At 68.8% G+C, this 26280-nt stretch carries 28 protein-coding genes and 2 pseudogenes; 16 read left to right on the forward strand and 14 right to left on the reverse strand.

The window, feature by feature from the left end:
- The first annotated feature begins 10 nt into the window (after window positions 1-10).
- From ACX9NE_RS10330 to ACX9NE_RS10355, 6 genes are read left to right on the forward strand one after another with little or no spacing between them, the layout of a single operon-like run.
- Window positions 11-535: a DUF4232 domain-containing protein gene (locus tag ACX9NE_RS10330; protein WP_459361572.1), complete on the forward strand. Its 525-nt coding sequence runs from the start codon at window positions 11-13 to the stop codon at window positions 533-535.
- A 35-nt stretch (window positions 536-570) separates the two neighbouring features.
- Window positions 571-2175 carry a peptide ABC transporter substrate-binding protein gene (locus tag ACX9NE_RS10335; RefSeq protein ID WP_459361623.1) on the forward strand — a complete coding sequence of 535 codons (1605 nt, stop codon included), beginning with the start codon at window positions 571-573 and terminating at the stop codon, window positions 2173-2175.
- Between the two features lies 1 nt (window position 2176).
- Entirely contained in the window at window positions 2177-3103 is a 927-nt protein-coding gene (locus ACX9NE_RS10340; RefSeq protein WP_459361573.1) for an ABC transporter permease, read from the forward strand.
- Window positions 3069-3917 carry an ABC transporter permease gene (locus ACX9NE_RS10345; protein ID WP_459361574.1) on the forward strand — a complete coding sequence of 283 codons (849 nt, stop codon included), beginning with the start codon at window positions 3069-3071 and terminating at the stop codon, window positions 3915-3917. Before ACX9NE_RS10340 ends, ACX9NE_RS10345 begins: the two co-directional genes overlap by 35 nt.
- Window positions 3914-5539 carry a dipeptide ABC transporter ATP-binding protein gene (locus ACX9NE_RS10350; RefSeq protein WP_459361575.1) on the forward strand — a complete coding sequence of 542 codons (1626 nt, stop codon included), beginning with the start codon at window positions 3914-3916 and terminating at the stop codon, window positions 5537-5539. The genes ACX9NE_RS10345 and ACX9NE_RS10350 overlap by 4 nt, the downstream gene beginning before the upstream one ends.
- 35 nt (window positions 5540-5574) lie before the next feature.
- Complete coding sequence (locus ACX9NE_RS10355; protein WP_459361624.1) at window positions 5575-6306, forward strand: oxidoreductase; 732 nt, start codon at window positions 5575-5577, stop codon at window positions 6304-6306.
- Between the two features lie 477 nt (window positions 6307-6783).
- On the opposite strand, the gene ACX9NE_RS10360 is transcribed toward ACX9NE_RS10355, so the two are convergent.
- Window positions 6784-7641, reverse strand: coding sequence for an HAD-IB family hydrolase (locus ACX9NE_RS10360; protein WP_459361576.1), 858 nt, complete (start codon window positions 7639-7641; stop codon window positions 6784-6786).
- Between the two features lie 501 nt (window positions 7642-8142).
- On the opposite strand from ACX9NE_RS10360, the gene ssd reads away from it, so the two are divergent.
- From ssd to ACX9NE_RS10380, 4 genes and pseudogenes are all read left to right on the forward strand, one after another.
- Window positions 8143-9195, forward strand: a complete 1053-nt coding sequence (gene ssd / locus ACX9NE_RS10365) for a septum site-determining protein Ssd (RefSeq protein WP_459361625.1) — start codon at window positions 8143-8145, stop codon at window positions 9193-9195.
- Window positions 9192-9797, forward strand: a pseudogene (locus tag ACX9NE_RS10370) (ATPase, T2SS/T4P/T4SS family); the annotation flags it as partial. The gene ssd and the pseudogene ACX9NE_RS10370, both read left to right, overlap by 4 nt.
- Before the next feature lie 184 nt (window positions 9798-9981).
- Window positions 9982-10326 (forward strand): amino acid aminotransferase, encoded by a 345-nt coding sequence (locus ACX9NE_RS10375; protein ID WP_459361577.1) that lies wholly within the window; start codon window positions 9982-9984, stop codon window positions 10324-10326.
- Complete coding sequence (locus ACX9NE_RS10380; protein WP_459361578.1) at window positions 10323-11150, forward strand: tyrosine-type recombinase/integrase; 828 nt, start codon at window positions 10323-10325, stop codon at window positions 11148-11150. Before ACX9NE_RS10375 ends, ACX9NE_RS10380 begins: the two co-directional genes overlap by 4 nt.
- Here the strand turns inward: ACX9NE_RS10380 and ACX9NE_RS10385 are convergent.
- The 11 genes from ACX9NE_RS10385 to ACX9NE_RS10435 all read right to left on the reverse strand — a co-directional run bounded on the left by ACX9NE_RS10385 (window position 11147) and on the right by ACX9NE_RS10435 (window position 20257).
- The gene (locus ACX9NE_RS10385) at window positions 11147-12229 is read right to left on the reverse strand and encodes a BsuBI/PstI family type II restriction endonuclease (RefSeq protein ID WP_459361579.1); all 1083 of its coding nucleotides are present in this window, start codon (window positions 12227-12229) and stop codon (window positions 11147-11149) included. The two genes, ACX9NE_RS10380 and ACX9NE_RS10385, sit on opposite strands and share 4 nt — an antisense overlap.
- Window positions 12226-13947, reverse strand: coding sequence for an Eco57I restriction-modification methylase domain-containing protein (locus ACX9NE_RS10390; RefSeq protein ID WP_459361580.1), 1722 nt, complete (start codon window positions 13945-13947; stop codon window positions 12226-12228). Before ACX9NE_RS10390 ends, ACX9NE_RS10385 begins: the two co-directional genes overlap by 4 nt.
- A 77-nt stretch (window positions 13948-14024) precedes the next feature.
- Window positions 14025-14222 (reverse strand): ribosome modulation factor, encoded by a 198-nt coding sequence (locus ACX9NE_RS10395; protein ID WP_459361581.1) that lies wholly within the window; start codon window positions 14220-14222, stop codon window positions 14025-14027.
- A gap of 90 nt (window positions 14223-14312) precedes the next feature.
- Window positions 14313-14636, reverse strand: coding sequence for a hypothetical protein (locus tag ACX9NE_RS10400; RefSeq protein ID WP_459361582.1), 324 nt, complete (start codon window positions 14634-14636; stop codon window positions 14313-14315).
- A gap of 278 nt (window positions 14637-14914) precedes the next feature.
- Window positions 14915-15625, reverse strand: coding sequence for a hypothetical protein (locus ACX9NE_RS10405; protein WP_459361583.1), 711 nt, complete (start codon window positions 15623-15625; stop codon window positions 14915-14917).
- A 92-nt stretch (window positions 15626-15717) separates the two neighbouring features.
- Window positions 15718-16083 (reverse strand): hypothetical protein, encoded by a 366-nt coding sequence (locus tag ACX9NE_RS10410; RefSeq protein ID WP_459361584.1) that lies wholly within the window; start codon window positions 16081-16083, stop codon window positions 15718-15720.
- A complete protein-coding gene (locus ACX9NE_RS10415) occupies window positions 16084-16461 on the reverse strand; it encodes a hypothetical protein (protein ID WP_459361585.1) in 378 nt (125 codons plus the stop codon).
- Window positions 16458-16703 (reverse strand): hypothetical protein, encoded by a 246-nt coding sequence (locus tag ACX9NE_RS10420; protein ID WP_459361586.1) that lies wholly within the window; start codon window positions 16701-16703, stop codon window positions 16458-16460. Before ACX9NE_RS10420 ends, ACX9NE_RS10415 begins: the two co-directional genes overlap by 4 nt.
- A gap of 711 nt (window positions 16704-17414) precedes the next feature.
- On the reverse strand, window positions 17415-17969 hold the full coding sequence (locus ACX9NE_RS10425) for a hypothetical protein (protein WP_459361587.1): 555 nt from the start codon (window positions 17967-17969) through the stop codon (window positions 17415-17417).
- Window positions 17966-18217, reverse strand: a complete 252-nt coding sequence (locus ACX9NE_RS10430; RefSeq protein ID WP_459361588.1) for a hypothetical protein — start codon at window positions 18215-18217, stop codon at window positions 17966-17968. The genes ACX9NE_RS10425 and ACX9NE_RS10430 overlap by 4 nt, the downstream gene beginning before the upstream one ends.
- 612 nt (window positions 18218-18829) lie before the next feature.
- A complete protein-coding gene (locus ACX9NE_RS10435; protein WP_459361589.1) occupies window positions 18830-20257 on the reverse strand; it encodes a recombinase family protein in 1428 nt (475 codons plus the stop codon).
- 4 nt (window positions 20258-20261) lie between these two features.
- Here ACX9NE_RS10435 and ACX9NE_RS10440 point away from each other — a divergent pair.
- The 6 genes and pseudogenes from ACX9NE_RS10440 to ACX9NE_RS10465 all read left to right on the forward strand — a co-directional run.
- Window positions 20262-20855: pseudogene (locus ACX9NE_RS10440) on the forward strand (CpaF family protein); the annotation flags it as partial.
- Entirely contained in the window at window positions 20852-21655 is an 804-nt protein-coding gene (locus ACX9NE_RS10445) for a type II secretion system F family protein (protein ID WP_459361590.1), read from the forward strand. The pseudogene ACX9NE_RS10440 and the gene ACX9NE_RS10445, both read left to right, overlap by 4 nt.
- A complete protein-coding gene (locus ACX9NE_RS10450; protein ID WP_459361591.1) occupies window positions 21652-22236 on the forward strand; it encodes a type II secretion system F family protein in 585 nt (194 codons plus the stop codon). The genes ACX9NE_RS10445 and ACX9NE_RS10450 overlap by 4 nt, the downstream gene beginning before the upstream one ends.
- A 15-nt stretch (window positions 22237-22251) precedes the next feature.
- Window positions 22252-22452 (forward strand): DUF4244 domain-containing protein, encoded by a 201-nt coding sequence (locus ACX9NE_RS10455; protein ID WP_459361592.1) that lies wholly within the window; start codon window positions 22252-22254, stop codon window positions 22450-22452.
- 23 nt (window positions 22453-22475) lie between these two features.
- On the forward strand, window positions 22476-22775 hold the full coding sequence (locus ACX9NE_RS10460) for a TadE family type IV pilus minor pilin (RefSeq protein ID WP_459361626.1): 300 nt from the start codon (window positions 22476-22478) through the stop codon (window positions 22773-22775).
- Window positions 22776-22791: 16 nt separating this feature from the next.
- Window positions 22792-23118, forward strand: a complete 327-nt coding sequence (locus tag ACX9NE_RS10465; RefSeq protein ID WP_459361593.1) for an Rv3654c family TadE-like protein — start codon at window positions 22792-22794, stop codon at window positions 23116-23118.
- A gap of 18 nt (window positions 23119-23136) precedes the next feature.
- Here ACX9NE_RS10465 and ACX9NE_RS10470 read toward each other — a convergent pair whose 3' ends face one another.
- Together ACX9NE_RS10470 and ACX9NE_RS10475 are read right to left on the reverse strand one after the other, a co-directional pair.
- On the reverse strand, window positions 23137-24726 hold the full coding sequence (locus ACX9NE_RS10470; protein ID WP_459361594.1) for a PE family protein: 1590 nt from the start codon (window positions 24724-24726) through the stop codon (window positions 23137-23139).
- A 474-nt stretch (window positions 24727-25200) separates the two neighbouring features.
- A complete protein-coding gene (locus ACX9NE_RS10475) occupies window positions 25201-26238 on the reverse strand; it encodes a PAS domain-containing protein (protein WP_459361595.1) in 1038 nt (345 codons plus the stop codon).
- Between the last annotated feature and the right edge of the window lie 42 nt (window positions 26239-26280).

Consider the following 26280-nt stretch of genomic DNA (forward strand, 5'->3'; position numbering starts at 1 on the left):
AATGCATTGCATGGCATCCGCACTTCGTTTGGTGGCCGTTCTGGCCACTGCAGCAAGCTTCTCCGCCCCGGCTGCGTGGGCGGCGCCGACCGACCTGGCGCCGTGCGCGTCGGGGCAGGTGGTGGTGACTGCCGCCGGGCCTGAGGCGGCAGTGGGTCACCGCGCGGTGACGCTGATCTTCGCAACAGCGCAGGGCGCCGCACCATGCACGCTGACCGGCTACCCGGTGGTGGAAACCGGCAGCGGCGGACCTCTGGTCACCGCCCAGCCGACTCCGCGCGGATACATGGGCGGGTTGCCCGGCGACGTGGAAGTGTCGCCGACCGTCACGGTGTCGCCGTCGCAGCGGGCGGAATCGATCGTCGAAGGCATGTCCGTCAACGCCGGCGGCGATCCCTGTCCCAACTACACCGAGCTACGCGTCACGCCGCCCGGCGGGATCGGCGCCGTCACCGTGACCGCGGCGATCGAGGGCTGCCAGCTGCAGGTGCACCCCGTCACCGAAGTGATCATCGAACCGGTGCCGTCTATATAGCAGCGGCACGCTCTAGGGTCGCTGGTGTGGGTCGGATGCTGCGGGCGGTGCTGGCTGCCTTGCTGGTGACTGCCTGCCTGGCCGGGTGCGGTGGCGGCATGCTGACGCCCGACGTGGTGGTGGTCAACGGTGGCGAGCCGCCCAACCCGCTGATCCCGACCGGCACCAACGACAGCAACGGTGGCCGCATCGTCGATCGGCTGTTCGCCGGTCTGGTGTCATACGACGCAGCCGGCCGGCCCTCGCCGGAAGTCGCGCAATCGATCGAGAGCGTCGACAACATCAACTACCGGATCGTTCTCAAACCGGACTGGAAGTTCAGCGACGGCTCTCCGGTGACGGCCCACTCGTTCGTCGACGCCTGGAACTACGGCGCTTCGGGCGCCAATGCTCAACTGCAGCAGCAGTTCTTCAGCCCGATAGCGGGTTTCGACGGTTTGTCGGGTGCTACGGGCGACGGCAAGCCGACCACCATGTCCGGGCTGCGGATAGTGAGTGACCTCGAATTCACGGTGCGCTTGCGGGCACCAACCATCGACTTCATGTTGAGCCTGGGGCACAACGCGTTCTATCCGTTGCCGTCCTGGGCATTTCGCGATATGGCTGCATTCGGTCGCCACCCGATAGGCAATGGTCCCTACAAGTTGGACGACCGTCCCGACGAACCGGCATGGGAACACAACGTCAAGATCGACCTGGCAGCCAACCCGGACTACCACGGCAACCGTAGGCCCCGCAACAAGGGCCTGCGGTTCGAGTTCTACGGCAATCTGGACACCGCCTATGCCGACCTGCTCTCGGGCAATCTCGATGTGCTGGACACGATTCCGTCCAGTGCGCTGACCGTTTACCAACGTGACCTCGGCGGTAATGCCGTGCGGGGCCCGGTGGCCGTCAGCCAGTCGCTCGATACACCGCTGCGGCTGCCGCATTTCGGCGGCGAAGAGGGCAGGTTACGGCGGCTGGCCATTTCGGCGGCCATCAACCGCGCTCAGATCTGTCAACAGATCTTCAATGGAACACGCAGTCCCGCACGCGATTTCACCGCCAGTTCGTTGCCCGGCTTCGACCCGCACATCCCGGGCAACGAAGCGTTGGACTTCAATCCTGAACGTGCCCGCCAATTGTGGGCGCAGGCCAACGCGATCTCGCCGTGGAGCGGCAGATACGCCATCGCCTACAACGCCGACAGCGGCCATCAGGAGTGGGTGGACGCGGTGGCCAACAGCATCAAGAACACGCTGGGCATCGACGCGGTCGGCGCACCGCAGCCGACCTTCGCCGGGTTCCGAACCCAGATCACCAACCGCACCATCGACTCCGCGTTTCGCGCCGGCTGGATCGGTGACTATCCGTCGATGATCGAGTTCCTCGCGCCGCTTTACGCCACCGGCGCGGGATCCAACGACGTCGGATACTCCAGCCCCGAATTCGACGCCGCATTAGCTGCCGCGGAGGCCGCGCCGGATCTGCACCAGGCCGACATACTGGCCAACGTGGCGCAACGAATCCTGTTGCACGACATGCCCGCCGTGCCGCTGTGGTACTACATCAGTGTCATCGGATGGTCGGGCCAGGTCAGCAACGTCAAGCCCACCTGGAACGGGCTACCCGACTACGAAAACATCGTGAAGGGCTGAGATGGGCTGGTACGTACTGCGCCGCATCGCCGTCATGATCCCGGTCTTCCTGGGCGCCACGCTGTTGATCTACGCAATGGTGTTCCTGCTGCCCGGCGACCCGGTGGCCGCGATCGCCGGCGACCGGCCGCTGAGCCCGGAAGTCGCCGCACAACTGCGCGCCCGCTACCATCTGGATGATCCGTTCCTGGTCCAGTACCTGCGGTACGTCGGCGGACTGGTGCACGGCGACCTGGGCCGCGCCTACTCCGGCCTGCCGGTGAGTGCTGTTCTGGCCCACGCGTTTCCGGTGACGATCCGGCTGGCGCTGATCGCGCTGCTGGTGGAGGGACTGCTCGGCATCGGCTTCGGGGTCGTCGCGGGACTCCGCCAGGGCGGCATCTTCGACGCCACGGTGCTGGTCAGCGGGCTGGTCATCGTCGCGATCCCGATTTTCGTGCTGGGTTTTCTGGCGCAGTTCGTGTTCGGCGTCCGGTTGGGCTGGGCTCCGGTCACCGTGGGCGGACGGGCCAGCGTCGGCCGGTTGTTGCTTCCCGGAATCGTGTTGGGCCTGGTGTCGTTCGCGTATGTGGTGCGGTTGACGCGGTCCGCGGTCGCCGTCAACGCGCACGCCGATTACGTGCGGACCGCCACCGCCAAGGGACTGTCACGACCGCGGGTGGTGACAGTACACATTCTGCGCAATTCGTTGATCCCGGTGGTCACTTTTCTCGGCGCCGACCTCGGGGCGCTGATGGGCGGAGCGATCGTCACCGAGGGCATCTTCAACATTCACGGCGTCGGCGGCGTGCTGTACCAGGCGGTCACCCGCCAGGAGGCGCCCACGGTCGTGTCGATCGTGACGGTGCTGGTGTTGATCTATCTCATCAGCAATCTGTTGGTGGACCTGATGTATGCGGCGCTGGACCCGCGGATCCGTTATGTATAGGCGCCCCAAGTTCGTCATCGCCACCGCACTGATCCTATTGATACTCTTGGTCGCCGCGTTTCCGGCCTGGTTCACCGGCGTCGACCCCGGCTACGCTGACCCGGCCCAGAGCCTGCTACCTCCGTCGGCGTCGCACTGGTTCGGTACCGACCTGCAGGGGCACGACATTTATGCGCGCACCGTGTATGGCGCCCGGGCGTCGGTCACCGTGGGGGTGGGAGCGACGCTGGCCGTGTTCGTGATCGGCGGTGCACTGGGTGCGCTGGCCGGCTTCTACGGGGGCTGGGTTGACGCGATCGTTTCGCGGGTCACCGACGTCTTCTTCGCGCTGCCGTTGCTGCTGGCGGCGATAGTGCTGATGCAGGTGATGCACCACCGGACGGTATGGACGGTGGTCGTCATACTGGCGTTGTTCGGGTGGCCGCAAGTGGCGCGGATCGCGCGCAGCTCGGTGCTCGAGGTCCGGGGCAGTGACTACGTCCTGGCTGCACGAGCACTGGGCCTGAGCAGTTTTCGCACCCTGCTGCGGCACGTGGTACCCAACGCGATCGGCCCGGTGATCGCTGTGTCCACCATCGCACTCGGTGTCTTCATCGTCACCGAGGCCACTCTGTCCTACCTCGGCGTGGGGTTGCCGACGTCCGTGGTCTCCTGGGGCGGGGACATCAACGTGGCCCAGATGCGGCTGCGCGCGGGATCACCCATTCTGTTCTATCCCGCTGGGGCGCTGGCGATCACAGTGCTGGCCTTCATGATGTTGGGTGACGCGTTGCGCGATGGCCTGGATCCGGCCTCTCGAGCGTGGCGGGCATGAACGAGCCGCCCCTGCTGTCGGTCGACGGCCTGGAAGTGAGGTTCGGTGATCACGAGCCTGTGGTGCGCGGGGTCGATCTGAGTGTCCGTCGCGGCCAGACCGTGGCCGTTGTCGGCGAATCCGGGTCCGGGAAATCCACCACCGCGGCCGCGATCCTGGGGCTGCTGTCGCCTGGCGGACGAATCACCGCTGGCCGCATCACGTTTGACGGTCGCGATATCACCCGCGCCGACCGACGACTGATGCGGTCCATCCGAGGGCGCGAGATCGGTTACGTGCCGCAGGATCCGATGACCAACCTGAATCCGGTGTGGACGGTCGGTTTCCAGGTGCGGGAGGCGTTGCGGGTCAACACCGATGGGCGCGATGCGCGCCGACGCGCGGTGCAGCTGCTGGCCGAGGCAGGCATGCCGGATCCGGTCAAGCAGGCCGGGCGGTACCCACACCAACTCTCCGGCGGAATGTGTCAGCGCGCGCTGATCGCCATCGGTCTGGCGGGCCGGCCCCGGCTGTTGATCGCTGACGAGCCCACCTCGGCGCTGGACGTTACCGTGCAGCGGCAGGTCCTTGACCACCTGCAGCGACTCACCGGCGAACTGGGTACCGCATTGCTGCTGATCACCCACGACCTGGCCCTGGCCGCCGAGCGGGCCGAGCTGGTGGTGGTGATTTATCGCGGAAATGTGGTGGAAGCCGGTGCCGCACAATCGATTCTGCGCCAACCGAAGCACGAGTACACGCAGCGGCTGGTGGCCGCCGCGCCGGCGCTGACGGCACGCGACAAACGTTGCGCCCGGGTCGGCCCACCGGTGGCAGGGCCGGCGGGTGCACAAAACGACATCCTGGTGGTGTCGGAGCTGACGAAGGTGTTTCGGGAGACCCGCGGCCTACCGTGGCAACGGACGGGATTCCTTGCTGTCGACAAGGTGTCGTTGCGGGTGCGGCGCGGGAGCACGCTGGCGGTCGTTGGGGAGTCCGGCTCGGGCAAGTCCACGCTGGCACGGATGGTGCTGGGGCTGATGCAACCCACCTCGGGCAGCGTCGTCTTCGACGGAATGGACGTCAGGTCGGTGCACAGGGCGCTCGCCTTCCGTCGCCGGATCCAGCCGGTCTTCCAGAACCCGTACAGCAGTCTGGATCCGATGTACCCGGTGTTCCGCGCCATCGAGGAGCCGTTGCGCATCCATCGGATAGGTGACCGCCGCCGGCGTGCACAGATGGTGCGTGAGCTGGTGGAGCAGGTGGCGTTGCCGTCGTCGCTGCTGGACCGGCTGCCCCGCGAGCTTTCCGGTGGCCAGCGGCAGCGGGTTGCAATCGCGCGGGCCCTGGCGCTGCGTCCCGATGTCCTGGTGTGCGACGAGGCGGTCTCGGCGCTGGATGTGCTTGTGCAGGCACAGATCCTGGACCTGCTGGGCGAATTACAGGCCCAGCTCGGGTTGACCTACCTGTTCATCAGCCACGATCTGGCGGTGGTTCGGCAGATTTCTGATGACGTCATGGTGATGCGGGCCGGCCGGGTGGTGGAGCACGCAGCCACCGAGGCGGTTTTCGCCGCGCCCGTCCACGACTACACGCGGCAACTACTGGAGGCCATCCCCGGGACCTCAGCCAGGTCCCGATAGGTTGGCAACCTGTGACTGACCCGCTGGCTCCGCTGATGGACCTACCCGGTGTTGCCGAGGCGAGCGACCGGGCACGCGAGGCGCTGGGCCGGGCCCACCGGCACCGGGCCAACCTGCGTGGTTGGCCGGTGACGGCGGCGGAGGCCTCGTTGCGGGCGGCGCGGGCATCCTCGGTACTCGACGGTGGTCCGGTACGTCTGGATGACATCGCCGACGCCGCCGGCGTGAGTGACCCGGTGTTCGGTGGCGCATTGCGGGTGGCGCAGGCCCTCGAAGGCGGCGGGAACGCCCTCGTGGGGGTGTGGCAGAAGGCACCGTTGCAGGCGCTGGCCCGGCTGCACGTGCTCGCGGCCGCCGATCTCGTCGCCGATGAACAGCTGGGCCGGCCGCGCGCAGACGCTGACGTCGCACCGCGGCTCGAGTTGCTGGCCGGGCTGGTCAGCCGTCCGACCCAGGCTTCGGCGCCGGTGGTTGCCGCGGTGGCGCACGGCGAGTTGTTGACGCTGAAGCCGTTCGCAAGCGCCGATGGTGTGGTCGCGCGCGGCGTGTCGCGGTTGGTCACCATCGCCACCGGCCTGGACCCGCACGGCCTCGGCGTGCCCGAGGTGATCTGGATGCGTCAGCCCGCGGCATACCGGGACGCCGCGGTCAAGTTCGCCGAAGGCACTCCGGACGGTGTCGCGGCCTGGCTGGTGCTGTGTTGCCGTGCGATGAGAGCCGGCGCGCAGGAGGCGTTGACCATTGCTGAGTCGGTGCCTCGACGGTAGCTGGCGGGTCGCTGAGAAGATCATGCCGGAAATGCAAAGCGGGCGACGACCCGAATTATTCGAGTCGCCGCCCGCCAACACGGCTCTCGGTTACCAAGCGTGCATTCGTAGGCTGCGTGGGTGGCCTCGGCGCGTTTGCGACACTTCTCGCTGCAACCCCACCCAAAGGGCCGTCGGGGCGGTCCGTTCTTCGCAATTACGCAGGCCCGCAACACTTCTGCCATTATCGCGGCTATGACTCCGCGTGGGTGCCGGGAACCGTGCTGGGTGCCCGGGTCGGGAGATCGAACCTTCTCTTCCGGATCGACCTTGGCCTCACCAGGCTGCCGTGTCTCCTTTGTACTACTAGACCCCAGGCACAGCAAGGGCTAGACGCGTCAAGATTTATGTGTCGGAACTTATTTGCGCCGACTAACTATTTGCTGGCGTAGGCTTTTGCCACTAGAAGTGCCGCTAGAAGTGCCACGAGAAGTGCCACTAGAAGGCGAAGCGGCGCAACAGCGCATAGGTGACCGCGCCCGCAGCCGCCGCGGTGACACCCACCGCAGCCGTTGTCGCGATAGCCGCACCGGACGGCGCCGGAATCCGGTCGCGCAGCGACACGGGCCTGGAGAAGGACAACACCGGCCAACCGCGTTCCAGGGCTTCCCTGCGTAGTCCGCGATCGGGGTTGACGACGGATGGATGGCCGACGGCTTCGAGCATCGGCAGGTCGGTGATCGAGTCGGAATACGCGTAGCAGTGCTCCAATGGATAGCCCTCGCGCGCGGCCAACTCGCGGATCGCCTGCACCTTGCCCTCGCCGTAGCAATAGAAGGCGATATCCCCGGTGTACTTGCCGTCCTCGACCACCATCCGGGTCGCCATGGCATGGGTTGCGCCCAACGCGCGGGCGATCGGCCCGACGATCTCCTCACCCGAAGCGGAGACCACCACGACATCGCGCCCGCACAGTTTGTGGGCGGCGATGAGGTCCGCCGCTTCCGCGAACACCAGCGGTGTCACGATGTCGTGCAGGGTCTCGTTGACGATCGATTTAACCTGCGCCACGTCCCAGCCGATGCACATATTGGCCAGGTGTATGCGCATCCGGTCCATCTGGTCATGATCGGCGCCCGAGAGCAGGAAGATGAACTGGGCGTAACTCGACTTCAGCACCGCTCGCCGGTTGAGCAGGCCCTGCGCGAAGAAGGGTTTGCTGAACGCCAGGGTGCTCGACTTCGCGATGATCGTCTTGTCCAAGTCGAAGAAGGCGGCCGTGCGGGCGCTCGGAGCGATTGTCTCCGATGTTTGCACCGAGGTTTGCTGCGGCGCGGCCGAGTCCGGGGCGGTCACCAACCCAGCATAGGTCGGCGGTCCCGTGTCGCTGCGACGTCGGCCCCGATTTCGGCGTCCGGGTACCCCTGTTGTGTTTACGCCCACCGCATTTACCCGGCTCAAGCCCCGCCTTCCTTGCATTGAGTACTTGCGTCACTCCCGGCTGGCATGTGTATAGTAAGCATTACTCGGCCTTGAGCCGAGGGTGTATCAGCCCGACCCCCCGGGGCTGATACACGACGACCTCCGCCTCCTCCCCCCCTGGCGGGGGTCGTCCCTTTTCCGGGGTAAAAATTCTTCTCGGCTTCGCCCGGCGCCCGCTCGTTCATGCGTTGCGGGACGGTGCTGCTGTCGGCCCGACCATCGTCCGGCGAACGGGTTTGTGCACAGACCGCTCTCAATCCACAGATCGCGCTCTGGCACTGGTGTGCACCACCGTCCGGCCCGCACGGTGGACACGTGACCGAGCATTCTTCCGGGGGCCCCCGCTCCGAGCCGACCGGTTCCGGAGTACTGGCGATGCTGGCGGACCCGGTGCTGCGCGAAGAAGTCGACCGCGTCGCCGCGGCCGTCGGAGTGCGGGTGGTGCATGCCGGCGCCCGAACTCCGGCCGGCACCAGGACTTGGTCTGCGGCCGCGGCGGTGGTGCTCGACGGGGCGGCAGCCCAACAGTGTGCTCGGGCCGCGCTGCCGCGCCGACCGCACGTCACGGTCGTCACCGGCGCCGAAGCCGGCGTGCAGGCCTGGTCCGCGGCGGTGGCCGTGGGTGCCGAGCGGGTATTGCGGATGCCCGAGCAGGCTCATGATCTGGTCGGCGAACTCGCCTCGGCTGCGGAGTCGGCGCGAGAAGACCGGCGCCGTGGCGAGGTCGTGGCAGTCATCGGCGGTTGTGGCGGCGCCGGCGCCTCGCTGCTGGCTGCGGCCTTGGCGCACGCCGCCGGCGAGGCGCTGTTGCTCGACCTCGACCCGTGGGGTGGTGGCATCGATCTGCTGATGGGAGGCGAGTCGAGTCCCGGGGTGCGCTGGCCCGATCTGGCTCTGCAGGGTGGACGGCTGAGTTGGCCGGCGATGCGCGAGGCGCTGCCGCGACACCGCGGCATCAGTGTGCTCTCGGGCACCCGCCGCGGCTACGAGCTGGACGCCGGCCCAGTGGCCGCGATCGTCGACGCCGGCCGCCGCGGCGGGGTCACCGTGGTGTGCGACCTGCCGCGGCGGCTGACTGAGGCGGTGCACGTGGCGCTGGACAATGCCGACCTGGTGACGCTGGTCAGCCGCTGCGACGTGCGGGCGTGTGCGGCGGCCGCGACGCTCGCACCGGTGCTGGGGGCGATCAATCCGAATCTCGGGCTGGTGGTGCGTGGCCCGGCCCCCGGCGGCCTGCGCGCGACTGAGATTGCCGACATCGCGGGCGTGCCACTGTTGGCCTCGGCGCGTGCCGAACCGGGGCTCGCGGAACGACTCGAGCACGGCGCACTGCGGTTGGGGCGGCGGTCCGCGCTGGGTGCGGCTGCCCGGTCCGTGCTCGAGGTGCTGCCGAGCAGGCGTGGGTCCCTCCGCGGCAGGGCGGCATGAGCGAATCGTTGATCGAGCGCGTTCGGGAGCGCTTGGCGACCGAGTCGGGCCCGTTGCGGCCGAAGGTGGTGGCCGCGGCGATTCGCGCCGAATCCGGCGGGATTCTGGGCGACACCGAGGTGCTGGCCAATCTCCGGCTATTGCAGACCGAACTGACCGGAGCCGGCATCCTCGAGCCGCTGCTCTGCGCGGAAGGCACTACCGACGTGCTGGTGACGGCACCGCATAAGGTTTGGATTGACGCCGGAAATGGTCTGCGGCGCAGCCATATTCGATTTGTCGATGAGGCTGCGGTGCGGCGATTGGCCCAGCGGCTGGCGCTGGCTGCCGGGCGCCGGCTCGACGATGCTCAGCCATGGGTCGACGGACAGCTGACCGGAATCGGTGCCGGCGGATTCGCGGTGCGCCTGCACGCTGTCCTGCCGCCTGTTGCCACCGGCGGCACGTGCCTGTCGTTACGGGTACTGCGGCCGGCCACCCAGGACCTCGCGGCGCTGATAGCTGCAGGCACCATCGCGCCCGGCGCTGCCGAACTGGTCGCCCAGATCATCCAAGCCCGGCTGGCGTTCCTGGTGTGCGGTGGAACGGGCGCCGGCAAGACGGCAAGTGACCTATGGCACCGGAATTCCGTCTGGTCTAGGACAGCGCGCAAAGTGAATGATGCTGACGCGACCATCGCCGCAGCGCGACATATGCCCGATTCCGGCATTTGCGCTGGTAGCGACATATGTGCGAGTTTCATTGCAGCCCTTGGCAATTCGTGTTTCACGCAGTTAGCCTCACTGCATGACAACTACCACCAGCGCCGCGCCGGCCGACCCTGAATCTGCCGGGCTCGAACTTCTCGTTCAGGCCGCGGAAGACGCGACCGGCAGCAGCGCGTTTCGCGCCGTCCTGCAAGACCTCGCCGGCCTACTTCACGCCGAAGGCGCGCTGACCGGACTCGGGTGGGTGGACGCTCGACTGGTCGCCGCGGCCGTGTCGTTCGACGTCTGCACTGCTGCCGATCCAATCGCGACGCTGCGCGGCCGTGCCGCCGCTGTGCGCGCCGGCCGCGGCCCACGCTGCGTCAATCCCGCTGGCGTCGCCCAGGCGCTCGACGTCGCCGCGACCGTTCTGGACGTGATGTGAGCGGGCCCGCGCCGCGACCGTTCCCGCCAGCGTGGGCCGGCCTGGTCGACGCGTACCTCGCGGCTGAGGCGGGTGCGGGCCGGTCACCGGCGACGATCGCGACCCGCCGGGGGCATCTGGCGTTCATGGCGCGCGGGCTCCGGTGCGCGCCGGCGCGAGTCACGACGGCCGGCATCCTCGCGTGGTTCGGCCGGCAGACGTGGAGCATCGAAACCCGCCGCAGTCACCGCGCCACTGCCGTGTCGTTCTTCGGGTGGGCCTACCGCGCCGGCCACCTTCCGACGAGCCCAGCGGCCGACCTGCCGGTGATGCGTGCAGCTGCGCCGTCGCCGCGGCCGGCGCCCGACTCGGTATGGTTCGCGGCGATCGCCGGCGCGGATCCGCGGGTGCGGCTGATGCTCAGGCTTGCGGCCGAAGCTGGTCTTCGTCGCGCCGAGATAGCGCGCGTGCATCGTCGCGACCTGACCCGCGGGCCGGCCGGCGCCGCGCTCCTGGTCCACGGCAAGGGCGGGAAGCTGCGCGTCGTGCCGCTTGGCGACGGCCTGGCCGCGGCGATCGCCGGCGCCGACGGGTTCCTGTTCCCTGGCGACGAGGACGGTCATCTGTCGCCGCGGTGGGTTGGGAAGCTGATGGCCGGCGCGCTGCCTGACCACTGGACCGCGCACACTCTGCGGCACCGTTTCGCCACCCGAGCCTATCGGGGATCCCGCAACCTACGCGCTGTGCAAGTGCTGCTCGGACATTCCAGCGTCGCGACAACGGAGCGATACACCGCGGTCGATTCCGACGAGATACGGGCCGCGGCGATGGCTGCGGTCGACTAGATTTCGCTCCAAGAAAGTTCGTTACCTGGCTCGTCGAGGAACCAGCAGAACGTCCCGCTCGCAATGTCTTTCAGCCGCCGGCGGATGGTTGGAGCGTTGCGGGATGCGAACGCGGACAGGAACTGCAACTGCTCAGGCGCGATGTACTGCTCGACCGCCCACTCGGTGAGGTTTTCTTTGCGCGTCTCGTTGATCTCGCCGTCCGTCGCGACTGCTTCGATGATCCAGAACGTCGCCGGCGTGACGCCGACATCGACGACGATCGCGTCGGGCAGCACAGACGAAACGTTGATCGAAATGCCGATCTGAGCCAGCACCGCCTGATCTGCGACGTACAGCTTGTCGCCGGACTGGCTGATGGCGAGCACAACCGGCGTGGCAAGCCGTGCGGGTGCCCACTGTTCGATTACGCCCTTGAGGATCATCGACGACACGCCGGGGTCAAGCACCCGCTGTCCGTATCCCGGAAGCTGAACAGTGACTTCGTGCTCCGCTTTCGCCAGGGCGCTCGCGTAGTGCAGTTTCAGTTTCGCGCCGGGGTTCAGGTGCGCGTCCTGCCAGTCGGCGATCGCGGCGTCGAGTTGGTCGCCGTCGAGTGCGGGGTCGAACAGGTCCGCGAATGAAGCGGTGAGCGCCCAACGGGGCAGCGAACTGCTCGTCGCGATGCCCGTACGCATCCGCGCCGCGCCGTTCTCCCGCCATTTCGGCCAGATCTCATCGCGCAGCGTCTCGCGGGTAGTGTCTGCGTACCAGGGATGGTGACTGTCGCCCCACTCCTGCACCAGCGTCTCTATCCGCCGCCGGCCGACCGCCGCGGCGGCAGCGTAGGCCAGGCGCTCGTCGTCGCTGGTGTGAGCGTGGATCGTGTCTGACATCCACAGGACCGTTGACGGCCTACTCCACACGTTCTCCGGTTCGGGGTCGCCCTCGTCGTCGACCACTGCACCGACGTAGATCATCGCGGCGACGCCGGCCGCGGCGAGCGGATTCGACAGCACCGCGTCGAACGCTTCGGGCGGGAAGATCTTCACCAGCCGTTCGCGGACCAGATCGCGGTCGACGACGGGCCGCAGCGTCATGCGCTGGCCGGCCGATACGCGCGAGCGACGGCCGCGTCGAAGTCGGCCGCGCCAAGGTCCGACCATCCGGCTATGACGTCTGGCTCAGGCAGCGGCAGGGCCTCCAGTTCGTACGCGCTCACCGCGACGCTGCCAGACAGGCAGCGCAGAACCCGATCGGTCGTGACCGTCGCGAGTAGGCGCGCGAGAAGTTCAGCGGACACCGCCTGCGACTCGCCGCGGGCGGCGCGGATGACGTTCACATGGTTCTCGACGACGACGCGACCGCCCCACTCGGCGAGCACGTCCGCTGTCAGGTGAGCGGCGACCAGCCGCCGAGTTTGCTCCGGCGCCGTCGTGCGCTGCACCAGGACGGCCGGTTCGGTCAGCACCATGACGGACTCGTCGTTGCCGCGCAGTTTCAGGTACCGCGTCGAGTCCCGCGCCGCGTCGCGATGGACCTTGCCGCCGTCGATGTCTGCGGCCCACAGCACCGGCACCCGGCCGGCGCCCGGTCGCGACACAAGGTCGGCCTTGCGCCGGTTCCACACCAGCGGGCCCGTCGACACCCGCCAGCCGACCGACCGGAGGTTCGTCCGCATGCCGATTGCCGCCGCTGCGGTCGGCGCGTCGTCGGAGTGACGGGGCAGCAGCCACGGCAGTACCCCGCGCGGCGATCGTACGGTGGCGACCTCGCTGGTCTGCGGCCCGATCGTCGAAATAGTGACCCGCCGGACCCGCTTGCTGCTGAACGTCGCCAGGCACGTCTCTTGAAGCACGCCGCCGAACGACCCGCTTCGGTCGGCGACGAACGCGATCTCACGCAGCGGCGCCTGGTCCGCGAGCACCCGCCGCAGGTTCTCGAAGTACCGGCCGGCCAGGAACGAAGTCGGGACGAGCGCGGACAGAACACCGTCGCCGCCGATCGCGTCGAGGCCGGTCGCCATGAACAGGCCGTACAGGTTCGCGTGGCCGTAGAGCGATTCAGCGAAGCGCTCGCGCTCGGCCGACCCGAGTCGGACGCGGCCGTACGGCGGGTTCATCACGGTCGCCAGCGTCGGCACGTCTGTCGGTGCGAGCCCGTCGCCGACTGACGCGAGGGCGGGCAGCGGGCGCCGGCGCGCTCGCGGCGTGCGGGCCAGGATCGGCAGCATCTCCGACGCGAGAAGCACATTCGCGAGCCACACGGCGTTCTCGTCGGTATCGGTGCCCGCGATGACGTTCGGCAGGCCGGCGAGCGCGAGTTGCGCGTCCACGCGCGCGGCGGCGCCCAGGTGCTCGCGCAGGATCGGCAGTAGCAGAGCGCCGGCGCCGCACGCCGGATCGCGCACCAGGCCGCTGAGCGCTTGCGGTCGCTTCCACCCGAGCGCGCGCTTGGTCATCGCCCAAAGGGTGTCGGCGAGCACTTTCGACGTGTAGTGCCGGCCATGCTGCGCGCGGTCCTTCGGGTCAAGCTGGGAGACGTAGAGCATGCCCAGTTCTTCGGCCGTCGTGCCGGCCAAGTCGAGGGCCGCAGCGTCGCCGGTCCACGCCGGCATCGGAGCATCCGTGATCGCCCAGTCGACTTCAAGCCACTGCCCCGACAGGCCGGCCGCGCGAGCGCGCGTGGCCCACCACGTCGGCACGCCGGCCAGGACGGACGCCGCGGCCGGCGTGATGGCGCTGGAAGTGACCGGGGTTGAAGATGTTCGGTTCGTTCGGGTCGATCGCGCCGGCATGGGTTCCGGCAGCGCTGTCACCTGTTACCCCCGCGCGTCACATGTCGCATCTTCGCAAATTGGTCCGTCAGGCGAGCGCGCTACGCGCCGTCATCGTCTCAGTTTCTTCTCACGGCTTCGCGGTATCGCGCCATCGCCGGCCCGGTTTCGACGCGGACGCGCAGCATGCGCATGTACCCGCGCATCCACAGCTGCGGCAGAACCAGCGATTCGCCGCCGGCGTACGGGTTGCGGTCGCCAGGATCAGCGACCGACCCGGAGTACAGCGCGAACAGGTACTCCGCGCGCTTCGACACCGGCCAAGCATGCAGGCGCGCGCGGCTGAATCGTCGGACCCACGCCGACGGCGACGACCAGGACGCGACGACGACCCGACCGGCCGGCGCTCAGATCATCGACTCGTCCCAGCCCTCATTAGGCGTATCAACGATCGCCGACTTCGCCTTCGACGGTCCGGCTTTCGCAGCGAGGTCAATCGCCTGGATCTCGGCCGCAATGTCGCGCTGCTGCTTGATCAACGCTGCGAACGCCGGACCCGCGCTCTTCGAATCGTCGATCGCCTTCGCGATCCGGTACTGCAACGCGACGAGGATCTTCCGACGGTCACCAGTCCTCACGGCATCCGCGACTGACATCGGCGCCGTCCGCGAAGCGCGCTTAGCCGGCGCCTTCTCACCCGCCTTCACAGCGCGCAACCTGCGCTCGGTCACATCGAATCCCTTCTGTTCGCGTGAGAAAAAACTTGGGCAGGGGGGGCGGCGCCTATGCCATGGGTGGCGGCGGGGGTGGGGGTGGGGGAGCACTCCCCCTGGTCTGCTTGGTGTCGCTGGCGGTCACGTCCTGGTCCTCGTCGTGGGGTGGTCGTACCGTGCGGCCGGTGCGCACCTCGGCGTCGCACTGGGCGTCGCCATGGCGCTCCCGATGCGCCGGCCGCACGGCTGCGGAAGGCGGCACGCCCCGCGAAAGGGGTCGAGGCGCACCGCCGGTCTTAGGTGTCGTACGCCGTGGTGGCGAGTGCAGGCTGTTGCTGCTCGTATTCGGCGGCGTCGTCGGCTTCGTGGCGCTCGACTCGGGCCCTGAACTCGTCGACCGTGGGCAGGTCGAGCGGGACACCGTGACAGGCGAGGGTCCAGGCGTCGGGTTGGCGTCCGCCTGCCAGGGCGGGCTTGACGGCCGCGGCGTCGGAGTCAGTGAAGACCAGATACCGGGGCTGCGCGTTGATGCGCGCGGCGCCGGCGAACGCAACAAACCCGGAAGCGGCCGCGTTCCAGACCGCGATCGCGGTCTGTGCGTCGCGCCAATGTTGAACGGCGTCGAGTCCGGCGCTGATGATTGCCGCGGTATTCGACAGGTCATGCGTCGGCAGTTCGGCGGCTGCCGCCGCGAGGGCGGCCGAATGGGGCTCTAGGGCGTCTTGCCACGCCGTGAGGACGTCGCCGGCGTGCTCGACCAGCGCGGCGCGGCGCCGGTTCATCGCGCGGACGTTCGCCGCCTCGACAACGCCGTGCGACTGGAAGTTAGCGACCAGGCTGTCGATCGCCGCGCGCTGCACGGCCCGGTCGTCGCGGTAATCGCGGCCGGCTTCGAGGGCGTCCAAAATGGCTTCGTTAAGGTCGCCGGCGCCTCGCAGCGTCTCAGCAGTGCGGACGAGCGCGTCGGCCTGGTCGAGTTGCTTGATGAGGTCCGCCGGCAGCGGCACGCCGATGGTGTGCGCGGCGCTGCGAACCTGCGTGGCGAAGAAACGTGGTGTGAGTTGCATGGTGGTTGTCCTTTCACGGGGGTAACGGGTGGTCAGCGGGGTTGGTCGGGGTTGATGACGCGCAAAAACGCGGCCGTGTTTCGGCGGGGTTGGTTGGCTCGGTCGGTGATGGTGCGCAGGAACGCCACAGCGTTGTCTTTTTCGCCGTCGGGGGGCGCATCGCGGCCGCCGGCGTCGCCGGTGTCGGTGGTGTCGTCGCCGTCAGATCCGAACCGGCCGGCTAGATCCGCCATCCATCCGCGCTGGTGAGCGGATGCGGTTAGCGCTCGAATGAATTGGCGATCAGGGTCGGCGTCGTCGCCTTCCTCCGGGGGCAAGTGCTTCGCCCGTTCGGTGAGTTCCGCTAGTTCGTCGTCGGTCAGACTCGCGATGAGTCGTGCCTGCTCTCGCTGGTCCATTCAGGTCGTCCTTTCCAGGTGCTCTTGTAGTGCCATCTCGTCGATGAACCAGCGGCCGGCGATCTTTCGGCCACCTAGCCGCGGCGCCAGCCGTGCTGCTTGCCGGGTCGACACGCCTAACTGGGTGGCGGCCTGGTCGAGCGGGACAGTCGGGGGCATGGGTGAAGTGTCGCTAATCGCGGATTTGCGGACGTCCGACTGTCGCGCTGCCGACATGGCCGCGGAGAGTTCGCAGGCCAGCGCCTCGAAGGTGTCGGTCGGAAGTCCGGACAGCCGGCGGTTACGTGTCGCGATGAGGGCGGCCTGGAGCGCGGCGCGCAGGGCCGGCCCGCTCAGGACCACGACGCCGCCGGCCCGTAGCAGACCGGACTCGCTCATGTGTCTGCTCCGTCGGCGCCGGTGGTGCTCGTCGTCCTGGTCCTCAACGACGGCCGGCGTCTGCCGTGGGGCTCGCGGTCGAGGCGCACGGCGCTGTGAACGCCGATGCAGAACGGGCCGCACGGGGTCAGTTCGGCTTCGGCCTGTCGCGCTTGCTCGGTGGTCTCCCAATACGTCGCTTCGACGGTGATCGGTCCGGTTTGGGTGCTGCGGTGGCAGACCAGCGCGACGGGGGCGATCACTGTTTGTCCTCGGGTTGGTGGATGGGCTCGGTGATGTCCCGAACGGCTGGCGGTGTGGTTGGTGCGCCGTGGTCGCAGCGGACGGCGGGGTCGATGGGTGTGCGGTCCGGGCCAAGCCGCCAGCCGCATGGATCGCAGCGCCGGCACTGGCGAATCGCTGACGCTCGTTCCTCGCGCGCGGCCTGCTCGACGGCGACACGGCGACTCACGCTCGACCACCCCGCGGCTGCGGTCGCCCGCGTGCCGCGCTCGCGCGCGCGTTAGTACCGTGCCCGAGAAACGCAACGACAGGCTGCCGCCCTCGCTTCGCTCGGTTGCCACGTAGATGTCTCTGGTCACTCCATGCGGGTGGTTGCTTGCGGCTGCTCGCGTCGCGCACAAAGGGTTGGCTTCGTGAGTTGGTCGGCGCGGGCGAGCGTCGGAAGGCATCGGAAAGCGACCAGGAAGCAGATACGTGGCAAGGGGGCGAAGCCCCCGCGGCAGCCTGCTTTCGGGACTGGACTGTCGCGTCGTGAACCCGGCAGGAGTTACGTCTGCAAACTGAGCGCTGACACAAGCCCGCGTCAGTTCGAGACGTACCCATAGTGTCCCGGTGGGACATCGACCAATCTGTGCAGGTCACAGGTGGTCCGCTTGTAGCAAGGTCTGAAATGACCGATACCTTGTCCCAACAGGTGTCCCGCTGGGACATGCGCTGTCCAGCAAACACATTCACCACCCCCCGGCGGGGGCGTCGGACGGCCGGGGCGCTCGCTGTCCACGCTTGCGGCTGGTGTCTTTCAGCCGGTTCTCGTAGAACGCTTTTGGCTTGTTCTGATCGCGCAGATACAGGTATCGGTAGCCGCCTTGGACGGCTATCCAGATGCGTGCCTCAGCCAGTTGCTTGGCCTCGCGGGTCGCCTTCCAGTACCTGATCTGGCCGTCTGGGATGAACCACGAGTCCAGGTCGCCGAGCACCGTTTTGGATGCGAGGAAGTCTCGGCCGCGGGTCTGGTCTTTCGCCCAAGACAGCGCGGTCCAGTACAAGCCCCGCGCGGCCATTCCGACGTTGTTGAGCCAGTCGTTGTCCCAATCGTCGTCACTCATCAGGATCCACATTTCGGGTCCGCGGGACGTCGGTTGTGCGTTGGCCGGCCCGTCGCCGACTGTCAGGTCCGCGTATGTCGCGCAGATGTCCAGGGCTCGTTGCAGGTTGTCGCGGCGTGACGGCCGGCCTGGTCGACCGCGCCGCCGCGGCATACCCCAGAACGCCAACTGCTCGGTCACGACGCCTCGGTGTCCGCCCGGACGCGAGTCGGGCGTCCGGCCGCTGTCCGCCCGGACATTTCGACATCGCCACAGGTCAAGGCGTCGCGGGCGTCAGTCGCCGCGTCGAGCAGCTGGCCGGCCAAACCGATCGCAAACTCGGGCGTGACGGAGAAAGGGTCTGTTCCGCTGCCGATCGCGACGAGCACCAGCCCCGGACGCGACGCGTTGGCGCGGACGTGGACCTGTGGTTCGTCGGCGGGCTTCATCCCCGACCGCCCCGGAGGATCGCGACGATACGGTCGCGCTGCTCATCGGAAAGCGGTGGTGCTTCGGCGACGGCCTTCCGAATGTGGTCTTCGAGTTTGGCTGCGCGCAGGTTTTGTCGGGCTTCGGCGAGTGCGGGATCGTCAGGTGCGCGTTCGCCGGCCTGTACGCGCCGGGATAGGGCTGCGACGCGTGCTCGTTCTTGTGTCCATGTGGCCACGGGGGGCTCCGAGGGTCAGTTCAACCGCCCTGCTTCTGGGAGGGATTGACCCCCGGCCGTATTCCGCGACCGGTCGCCCACAACTGTGGGTACTACCGAATGCTAGCACTCCGTAACTTCGCTAGGCTTGCGCTCGACTCGCCCTGTGCTGCAAGGCGATTCAGCACGGCGTCCGCTGGCCGCGGTGCTGACTGGCCGCACAGCTTGCACCGGAGGTCATCGGCGAATCCGGATCCGGCAGTGCCTCGCTTTCGCAGGGTTCCGCGGGAATGCCAGCGGCCGTCGATCCGGATGAACTGGTCGATCTTGGCGACCTTGCCGCGGGCGTGCTTCCGGCTGTCGCACACCACGAAAACAGTCGGAGCACCACCCATTTCGCCGATGTCGGGCACGCTCACGCTTTCCATTCGATCTGGACGTATTCGGGATCGAACCCGCCGCGGGTGCGCGGCGCCGGCAGGACCGTGACGGTCATCAGCGCGTCGAGGATCGCGCGCCGCTGGCCGAGCGTCAGGCCGTCGGAACGGTCCTCGACCGTGCCGAACCACAGCGCGCGAAGATCCTTCGCGCCGGCGAGCATCTGCATCGGATTGCGCCGGCCGGCGGACGCGAGACTCTTCGACAGCTGGTCCTCTTTCGCGGCCAGCTGCTCGGTTCCGATCGCCAGCTGCCGCGCGGTGATCTGGCCGGCGGCGAACAGGCCGGCAAGTTCGTCCTGGCGCTCACGCACCGCGAGAAGTTCGACACGCGTCGCCGCGGTGTCCTGATCGGGGTCAGCCGTGAGGAACCGGTCGAGCAATCCGGGCTCAGACAGTCGCCGGACGATGACCTCTTCGATGTAGGCGTCGAGGCTGCCGGCTTCGCGGGTGACGTGTCCGCCGCCGTCGCGAATGTTGCGGTTCCCGCACCGGTAGGTGTTGCGCTTGACGCTGCCGCCGGTGCCCACGCGCAACTGGGCCTCGTTGCACACGCCGCACACGTACAGGCCGGAACCGAGCCAGCGGACCATCCCGCCGCGACCGCCATTGGTTCGGCGGGCCGGGTCGGACAGGATCGAACAGGCAGCCCGCCAGGTGTCTTCGGGCACGATCGGCGGCCAGACCGCTGGCCCGACGATCTCGCCGCGGTAGGACGACAGGCCGGCCGTGCGCGGCCGCATGATCGTGTCTTTGAGCGCGACCGACGTCCACGGTCCGCGGCCGGTCGCCGTCGGTATCCCGCGCTCGTTCAGGTCGCGGACCAGCGAGCGCAGCGATACCCCGGACACGATCGCCTCGGTCGCCTTCGTAATCTCGGCGGCTTCCGCCGGCCGGATGGTTACGCCGTCCTTCTCGAACCCGTAAGGCCGGATTCCGCCGTGCCAGCCGCCGGCCTTGGCCTGCTGCTGACGCGCGCGCCGAATCCGTTCGCCCTTGTGCTCGGACTCGTACCGGGCCCAGGCGCCGAGCGTCCGGGCTACGGCGCGACCAGAGGGCGTCGACAGATCCCACGCGCCGGCCTGCACGGTGTGGGTCTGGATGCCGAACCGATCCGACAGGTCGATATACGTCTCTAGTTCGAGCGGCGAGCGGTGCAGCCGGTCAGGGTGCCACGCGAGCACGACGTCCAGGGCGCCGGCTTCGACGTCGGCCAGCAGCGCTTCGTACTGCGGCCGACGCTTCCCGCTGTAGGCCGAAATGTCGTTGTCGACGAATACGGTCTGGACGTCGAGCCCGAGAGTGTTCGCGAGTTTCCGACAGTCCTGCTCCTGGCGCTCGACGCCGAGACGGGTGCCGTCTCGGTCCTGACTTATTCGCACGTAGATCGCTGCTCGCACTCCCATGGCTCTAGTGTGCCATAGGTCGAGAGTCGGAAAGACGACGCTGCTGGCCGCGATGCTCGGCGCCGTCGCGCCCACGGAGCGCGTCGTGTGCGTCGAGGACGCCGCCGAGCTGGCGCCCCAGCATCCCCATCTGGTCAAACTCGTCGCACGGTGCGCGAACGTCGAGGGTGCCGGCGAGGTGACCGTGCGCCAGCTGGTCCGGCAGGCGTTGCGGATGCGCCCGGACCGGATCGTGGTGGGCGAGGTGCGCGGGGCCGAGGTGGTGGATCTGCTGGCCGCCCTGAACACCGGGCACGACGGCGGCGCCGGCACGGTCCATGCGAACAGTCCGGGCGAGATTCCCGCCCGGCTGGAGGCGCTGGGTGCGCTGGGTGGGCTCGACCGCGCTGCGCTGCACAGTCAGCTCGCGGCTGCTGTCCAGGTCCTGCTGCACGTCGCACGCGATCGCACCGGCAGGCGGCGGCTCACCGAGATCGCGATCCTGCGTCAAGGCGACAGTGGGCGGGTTCTGGCGATCACCGCGTGGCACGCGGACCACGGGATGATGGACGGCGCCGCGGAATTGGATGCCGTGCTAGGAAGCCGGACACCCGCATGACCGGCGTGCAGCTCTGCGCACTGCTGCTGGCCTCGGCGCTTGCGGTGGCACCGGCATCATCGCGGGCGCGGCTTGCCCCGGCGGTGACCGCAGGCCGACGAAATCCGCCGGTCGCCCGGGTTGGCGGCTGGCTGTGCGGCTGCGCCCTGGCCGTCGTGGCTTTCGTGTTGCCGCTGTCGACGGTGCTGGCGGGTGCGCTGGCGGGTGCTGTTGCCGGCGTCCGTTACCGTCGCCGTCGCACTCGTCGGCGCGCCGCCCACGAGGGACGGGCACTGCAAGCGGGTCTCGATGTGCTGGTCGGTGAACTACGGGTGGGTGCGCACCCCGTGCAGGCGTTCGACGTCGCGGCCGACGAGACCGATGGGGCGGTGTCGGCGGCCATGCGGGCGGTTGCCGCGCGCGCCCGCTTGGGTGCCGACGTGGCGGCCGGACTGCGCGCGGCGGCGGGGGCGTCGGCGCTGCCGCAGCACTGGGAGCGGCTGGCCGCGTGTTGGCAGCTGGCGACGGAGCACGGCCTGGGGATCGCCACCCTCATGCGGGCGGCGCAGCGTGATATCGCTGAGCGACAACGTTTCTCGGCGACGGTGGCGTCGGGTCTGGCCGGTGCCCGGGCGACTGCGGCGATCCTGGCCGGGCTGCCTCTGCTCGGGTTGTTGCTCGGACAGCTGATGGGAGCCCGGCCGTTGCGATACCTGTTCAGCGGACACGCGGGCGGGTGGTTTCTCATGGTGGGGATCGGCCTGACCTGCCTCGGATTGTGGTGGTCGGACCGGATCACCGATCGCGTGGTCGCGGCATGAGCGTCGCGGCGGCCCTGTTGGCGGCGACGTTGCTGGTCGGTGTGCGTCCCTCGGTGGTGCGCGCCCGTGCCGGAATGCCTCCCCGGTGCTCGAATCGCCGTCGGGCACACACGCGTGGCCCGGACCCGCTGGCGGTGGCGTCCAGTTTGGATGTTCTTGCGGTGTGCCTGACCTCGGGTATGGCGGTCGCGACGGCCGCGGCTGCCGCCGCGCTGTCCGCGCCACCGCCGCTGGGTATGGTGCTGCGTCGCGCAGCCGACATGTTGGCGCTGGGTGCTGACGCCGCGACCGCCTGGTCGTCGCCGACGGATCCGCGCCGGGCGGACGAGCAAATCGACGGTCTGCTGCGGTTGGCCCGCCGTTCGGCGTCTTCGGGTGCCGCGCTCGCCGACGGCGTTGCCGACCTTGCGGTTCAGGCGCGCCATGACGCGGCGTCGGCGGCCGCCGCTGCCGCCGAGCGCGCCGGGGTGCTCATCGCCGGTCCGCTCGGCTTGTGTTTCCTGCCGGCCTTCGTCTGCCTCGGTATTGCTCCGGTGGTGGCCGGCCTGGCCGGTGATGTTCTGCAGTCGGGGCTGATATGAGAAAGGAATATGCTGATGCGCAACAATTTTCGGACGATGATCGCGCGGATCGCGTTGCTGGTGAGCGACGAGTCGGGTATGTCGACTGTCGAGTATGCGATCGGGACGATAGCGGCGGCGGCCTTCGGTGCGATTCTCTACACCGTGGTGACCGGCGACTCGGTCGTGTCCGCGCTCAACCACATCATCGGTCGCGCGTTGAGCACCAAGGTCTAATCCGCGATGACGGCGCGAGCACTATCGAGGCGGCCCTGGCGATCGCCGGCCTGGTGGTGGTGCTGGTGTTGTGTGTGGCCGGGCTCACAGCAGTGTCGATGCAGGTGCGTTGCGTCGACGCGGCCCGTGAAGCGGCACGCCTGGCCGCCCGCGGCGACCAGCGCAACGCGCAGGCAACGGCGCGCCGGATTGCGCCGGCCGGGGCGCGAATCCAGTTGCGGCACGACGGCGGTTTTCTGGTCGCTACCGTCGTGGCGCACTCGAAGTTGTTGCCCGCCTTGGATATCAGAGCTCAGGCGGTCGCTGCAGTCGAGCCGGGGTGAGAGTGGTTCGGCGACCGTGGCTGCGGTGGCAGCGGTGGCGGTGGTGCTGTTGTTCACCGCGGCGGGGGCGTACCTCGGGTCGGCAATAGCGGCGCGTCACCGGGCGCAGGCTGCGGCCGACCTGGGTGCCCTGGCCGGAGCAGGCGCGTTGCCGCAAGGGGTTTCGGCGGCGTGTGCGCGTGCTCAGGAGGTGGCGCACGGTATGCGGGTGATCGGTGTCGAATGTGCGGTCCAAGACCTCGACGTCATCGTCACCGTCGATGTGGCGGTGCCATTCGTAGGTCAGGCACGCGCGGCTGCTCGGGCGGGGCCGGCTGCAAGGGCCGGTCCGGGGTTCCGGTAGCGCTGAGCGCCGGGCGGGCTAAGCCCGGCCGTTTTCACCGGGTGCGCCCAACAGCCATCCGGCTGCGCCGCCGATGCCGGCGGTGCCCAAGATCGGCCCGAGGCCGGGGTTCCCCCCGTTGCCGCCGGTTCCGACCAGCACGGCGTTGCCGCCGTTGCCGCCGTTTCCGCCGGTGCTGCCCGCGAGATCCGCATTTCCGCCGCCGCCCCCTGCCCCGGCATTTCCGAACAGTCCGGCTCGGCCGCCGGTTCCGCCGTCGCCGCCTTCGCCGACAGCGACGAATCCACCGGGTCCGCCCGAACCACCATCGCCGCCGGCGCCGACCAACAGACCGGCATTGCCCCCGGCACCGCCGAGTCCGCCGCTGGTGCCGCTCGCGCCGCCGCTGCCGCCGAGCCCGCCGTCACCCCCGAGTGCTCCGCCGTTGCCACCCGCCCCGCCGGCGCCGCCCTGGATGCGGCCCGCCCCGCCGGCTCCGCCGTCGCCGCCCGCACCGAATACTCCGCAGCCACCGCCGTTTCCACCGTTGCCGCCCACTCCGGGTTGACCGTTACCGCCCGCGCCCCCGGCCCCCCCGGAACCGACGAGCAGTGCGCCGCGCCCTCCGGCCCCGCCGGCCCCACCATCGGTGCCGCCACCCCCACCTGCGCCACCGAGACCGCCGTCGCCCCAGAAAACGCCGGTGCCTCCGCCATCTCCACCGGCGCCGCCGAGGACGTGGCCCGACCCGCCTGCCCCACCGCCACCGCCGGCGCCGGCGATTGCGCCGCCGTGACCGCCGACACCGCCGGCTCCGCCGACGGTCGCTACGCCGAGGCCACCGATACCGCCCGTTCCTCCGGCACCGACGAGTCCAGCCGATCCGCCGGCCCCGCCCACGCCGCCGGTCGCGGTGCGGCTGGCTCCGCCGATACCGCCGTTGCCGCCGTTGCCCCAGAGCAGGGCGGCGCCGCCGGCCCCGCCGGTGCCGCCGTCCGTGATCCCGGTGCCCCCGGTCCCGCCGAGACCGCCGTTTCCGAGCAGCCCGCCTGTCCCGCCGGCGCCGCCAGCCGCGCCGGGCCCGGACGCCAGGCCCGATCCACCGAGCCCGCCGGCGCCGCCGTTGCCGAACAGGCCCGCTGCCCCGCCGTTGCCGCCCTTCTGACCGAGCGCACCGGACCCGCCGGCGCCGCCGTTACCGATCAAGATCCCACCCGGCCGGCCGTCTTGCCCGGTTCCAGCCGCCCCGTTGGTGCCGTTGCCGATGAGCGGACGTCCGGTCAGCATCTGGGTGGGAGCGTTTACGACGTCGAGGACAGCCTGCAGAGGCGCCTGCAGCAGCCCTGCATTGACGGCCTCGGCACTGGAATAGGCGGCGGCGCCGCCAGCCAGGGCCTGGACAAACCGTTCATGGAAGGCGGCAGCCTGAGCGCCGAGCTGGACGGCGGCATCGGCGTATGTCTCAAAGAAGGCCGCGATTGCGGCCGACACCTCGTCGGCGCCCGCGACGGCGATAGTCGTGGTCCGTATCGCCGCGGCGGTGTGAGCTGCCCGCAATGTGGAATTGATGGCTCCGAGATCGCAAGCCGATTCGGCCAGGGTCTCCTTCGCCGCGAACACGAATGACAACTAGCCACCTCCCGGTACGTCGTGGACGTGCCAGGAAAGCACGGTATCTCGCCGCAGCCGAACATTTACCGCTTCGGCGAAACTGGCTGAGCCGTAACGCTGTTCCCGCGGTGGGCGCGCAGCTGCCCGCCCGTGCCGGCATTGCCGTTCGCCGTCGCCCTTCCGCGTTGCCGAGGTTGCCACCGCTCGTCGCGGTGTCGCCGGCGTCACCACCCGCTGCCGAATAGTCCCCGATCCGCCGCCGGCCGACGGCGAGTGACGCGGGAATCGTGATCAACGCTGTCCCCTGGCACCGGCAAGTGCGACATGACCCAGGCGGCACACCGACATCGGGTCTGGTGGACTTGCGAAAGTCTCCAATCGAGCTCTCGGCTGGGACTTCAGACCCAATGGCGGTGGGAGATGCGCTCGTCGGCACGCCGGGATCGGCTGGAATCGGCAGTCACGCTGGGGCCGAGCAAGTTTGGCCGATAGTCAGCTGCGCTCACCCTCGCCGGTGCCAGACAGACCGGCCGCGGCCACCTCTTCGTTTGTGGGCAAGCGAACCGAGATCAGCCCCGCATAGGTTTCTGCTTCGAGTTCCACCCGACTGACGGTGACGTGGATCGGCACCCAATCGGTGTCGTTTCCGGGAAGGCGCAGCACCCTACTCGTCGCGCCGTTGGCGAATTCCTTTGTCATGGAAGCCAATAGAGCCCGATCGTCGGGATGGACCCGCTCTTTGTGGTCGCCGCCCCGCCAGTCGTAGAACGAGCAAGGCTCGTCCAGCCACTTCAGCAGGGTCCAATTCCTGAGGTCGACGAGGGCCCTGTGCACACCGGCCCGTGCCAGGCCCTTCAGGATTCGCTGTGCCAGGTCGTCGGTGACCACTGCCGGACCTTTACGTTCGGTGCGCCAGTTCATGGCGCGGGCCACCAGGTGGTCACGTCCGTCGGGTCCGGGTTCCAGCGCGCTGCGCGCGGTGAAACCGATGCGGATCGGATTACCTTCCCAGTCGGTGAGATCCCAGGTGCTGCAGAGGGTTTGACCGGGCTCAGCGCGCACTGCCATGGCCAGGACTTTGGTTTCGTTCGGGTTGAGCTCACGTGATGGCAGGTCCTCGGCGAAGGCCCTGCCATAGGTGACCTCTGCTTCGGGGTTCTTGCCGCTGTTGGCCAGCGACTCGGGGGTGTCGGTAGCCACGCCACAGGTCAGATCCCACTTCAGTGGACCGGCGACGGGCCGCTCGGGCGGTTCCTCGTGGATCGGTCCGGTCCAGACGTGTACCCCGTGCATGCGGCCGTCCGACATCACCACGGGCTCCGTGCGGATGACGCGATCGCTCTTGGGGGTGATGCTGGTCAGCGCCTGTCCCGTCTGCACCGATTCGGCGATCGCGGTTCTGACGGCCGCAAGATTGGGGCTGCGGCGCAGGAAAGTGGTGATCGGGACGAGGTTCTTGAGTTGCCGTCCCTGCGCTACGACGGCGGGTTCGTCGCCCAGCGTCTCCACGAGCAACCAGTCGTGGCCCATAGGGGCAGCTTAGGCGATGGTATGTCGAGCCGCCTGTCACGG

It is taken from the genome of Mycobacterium sp. ML4 (assembly GCF_054515735.1).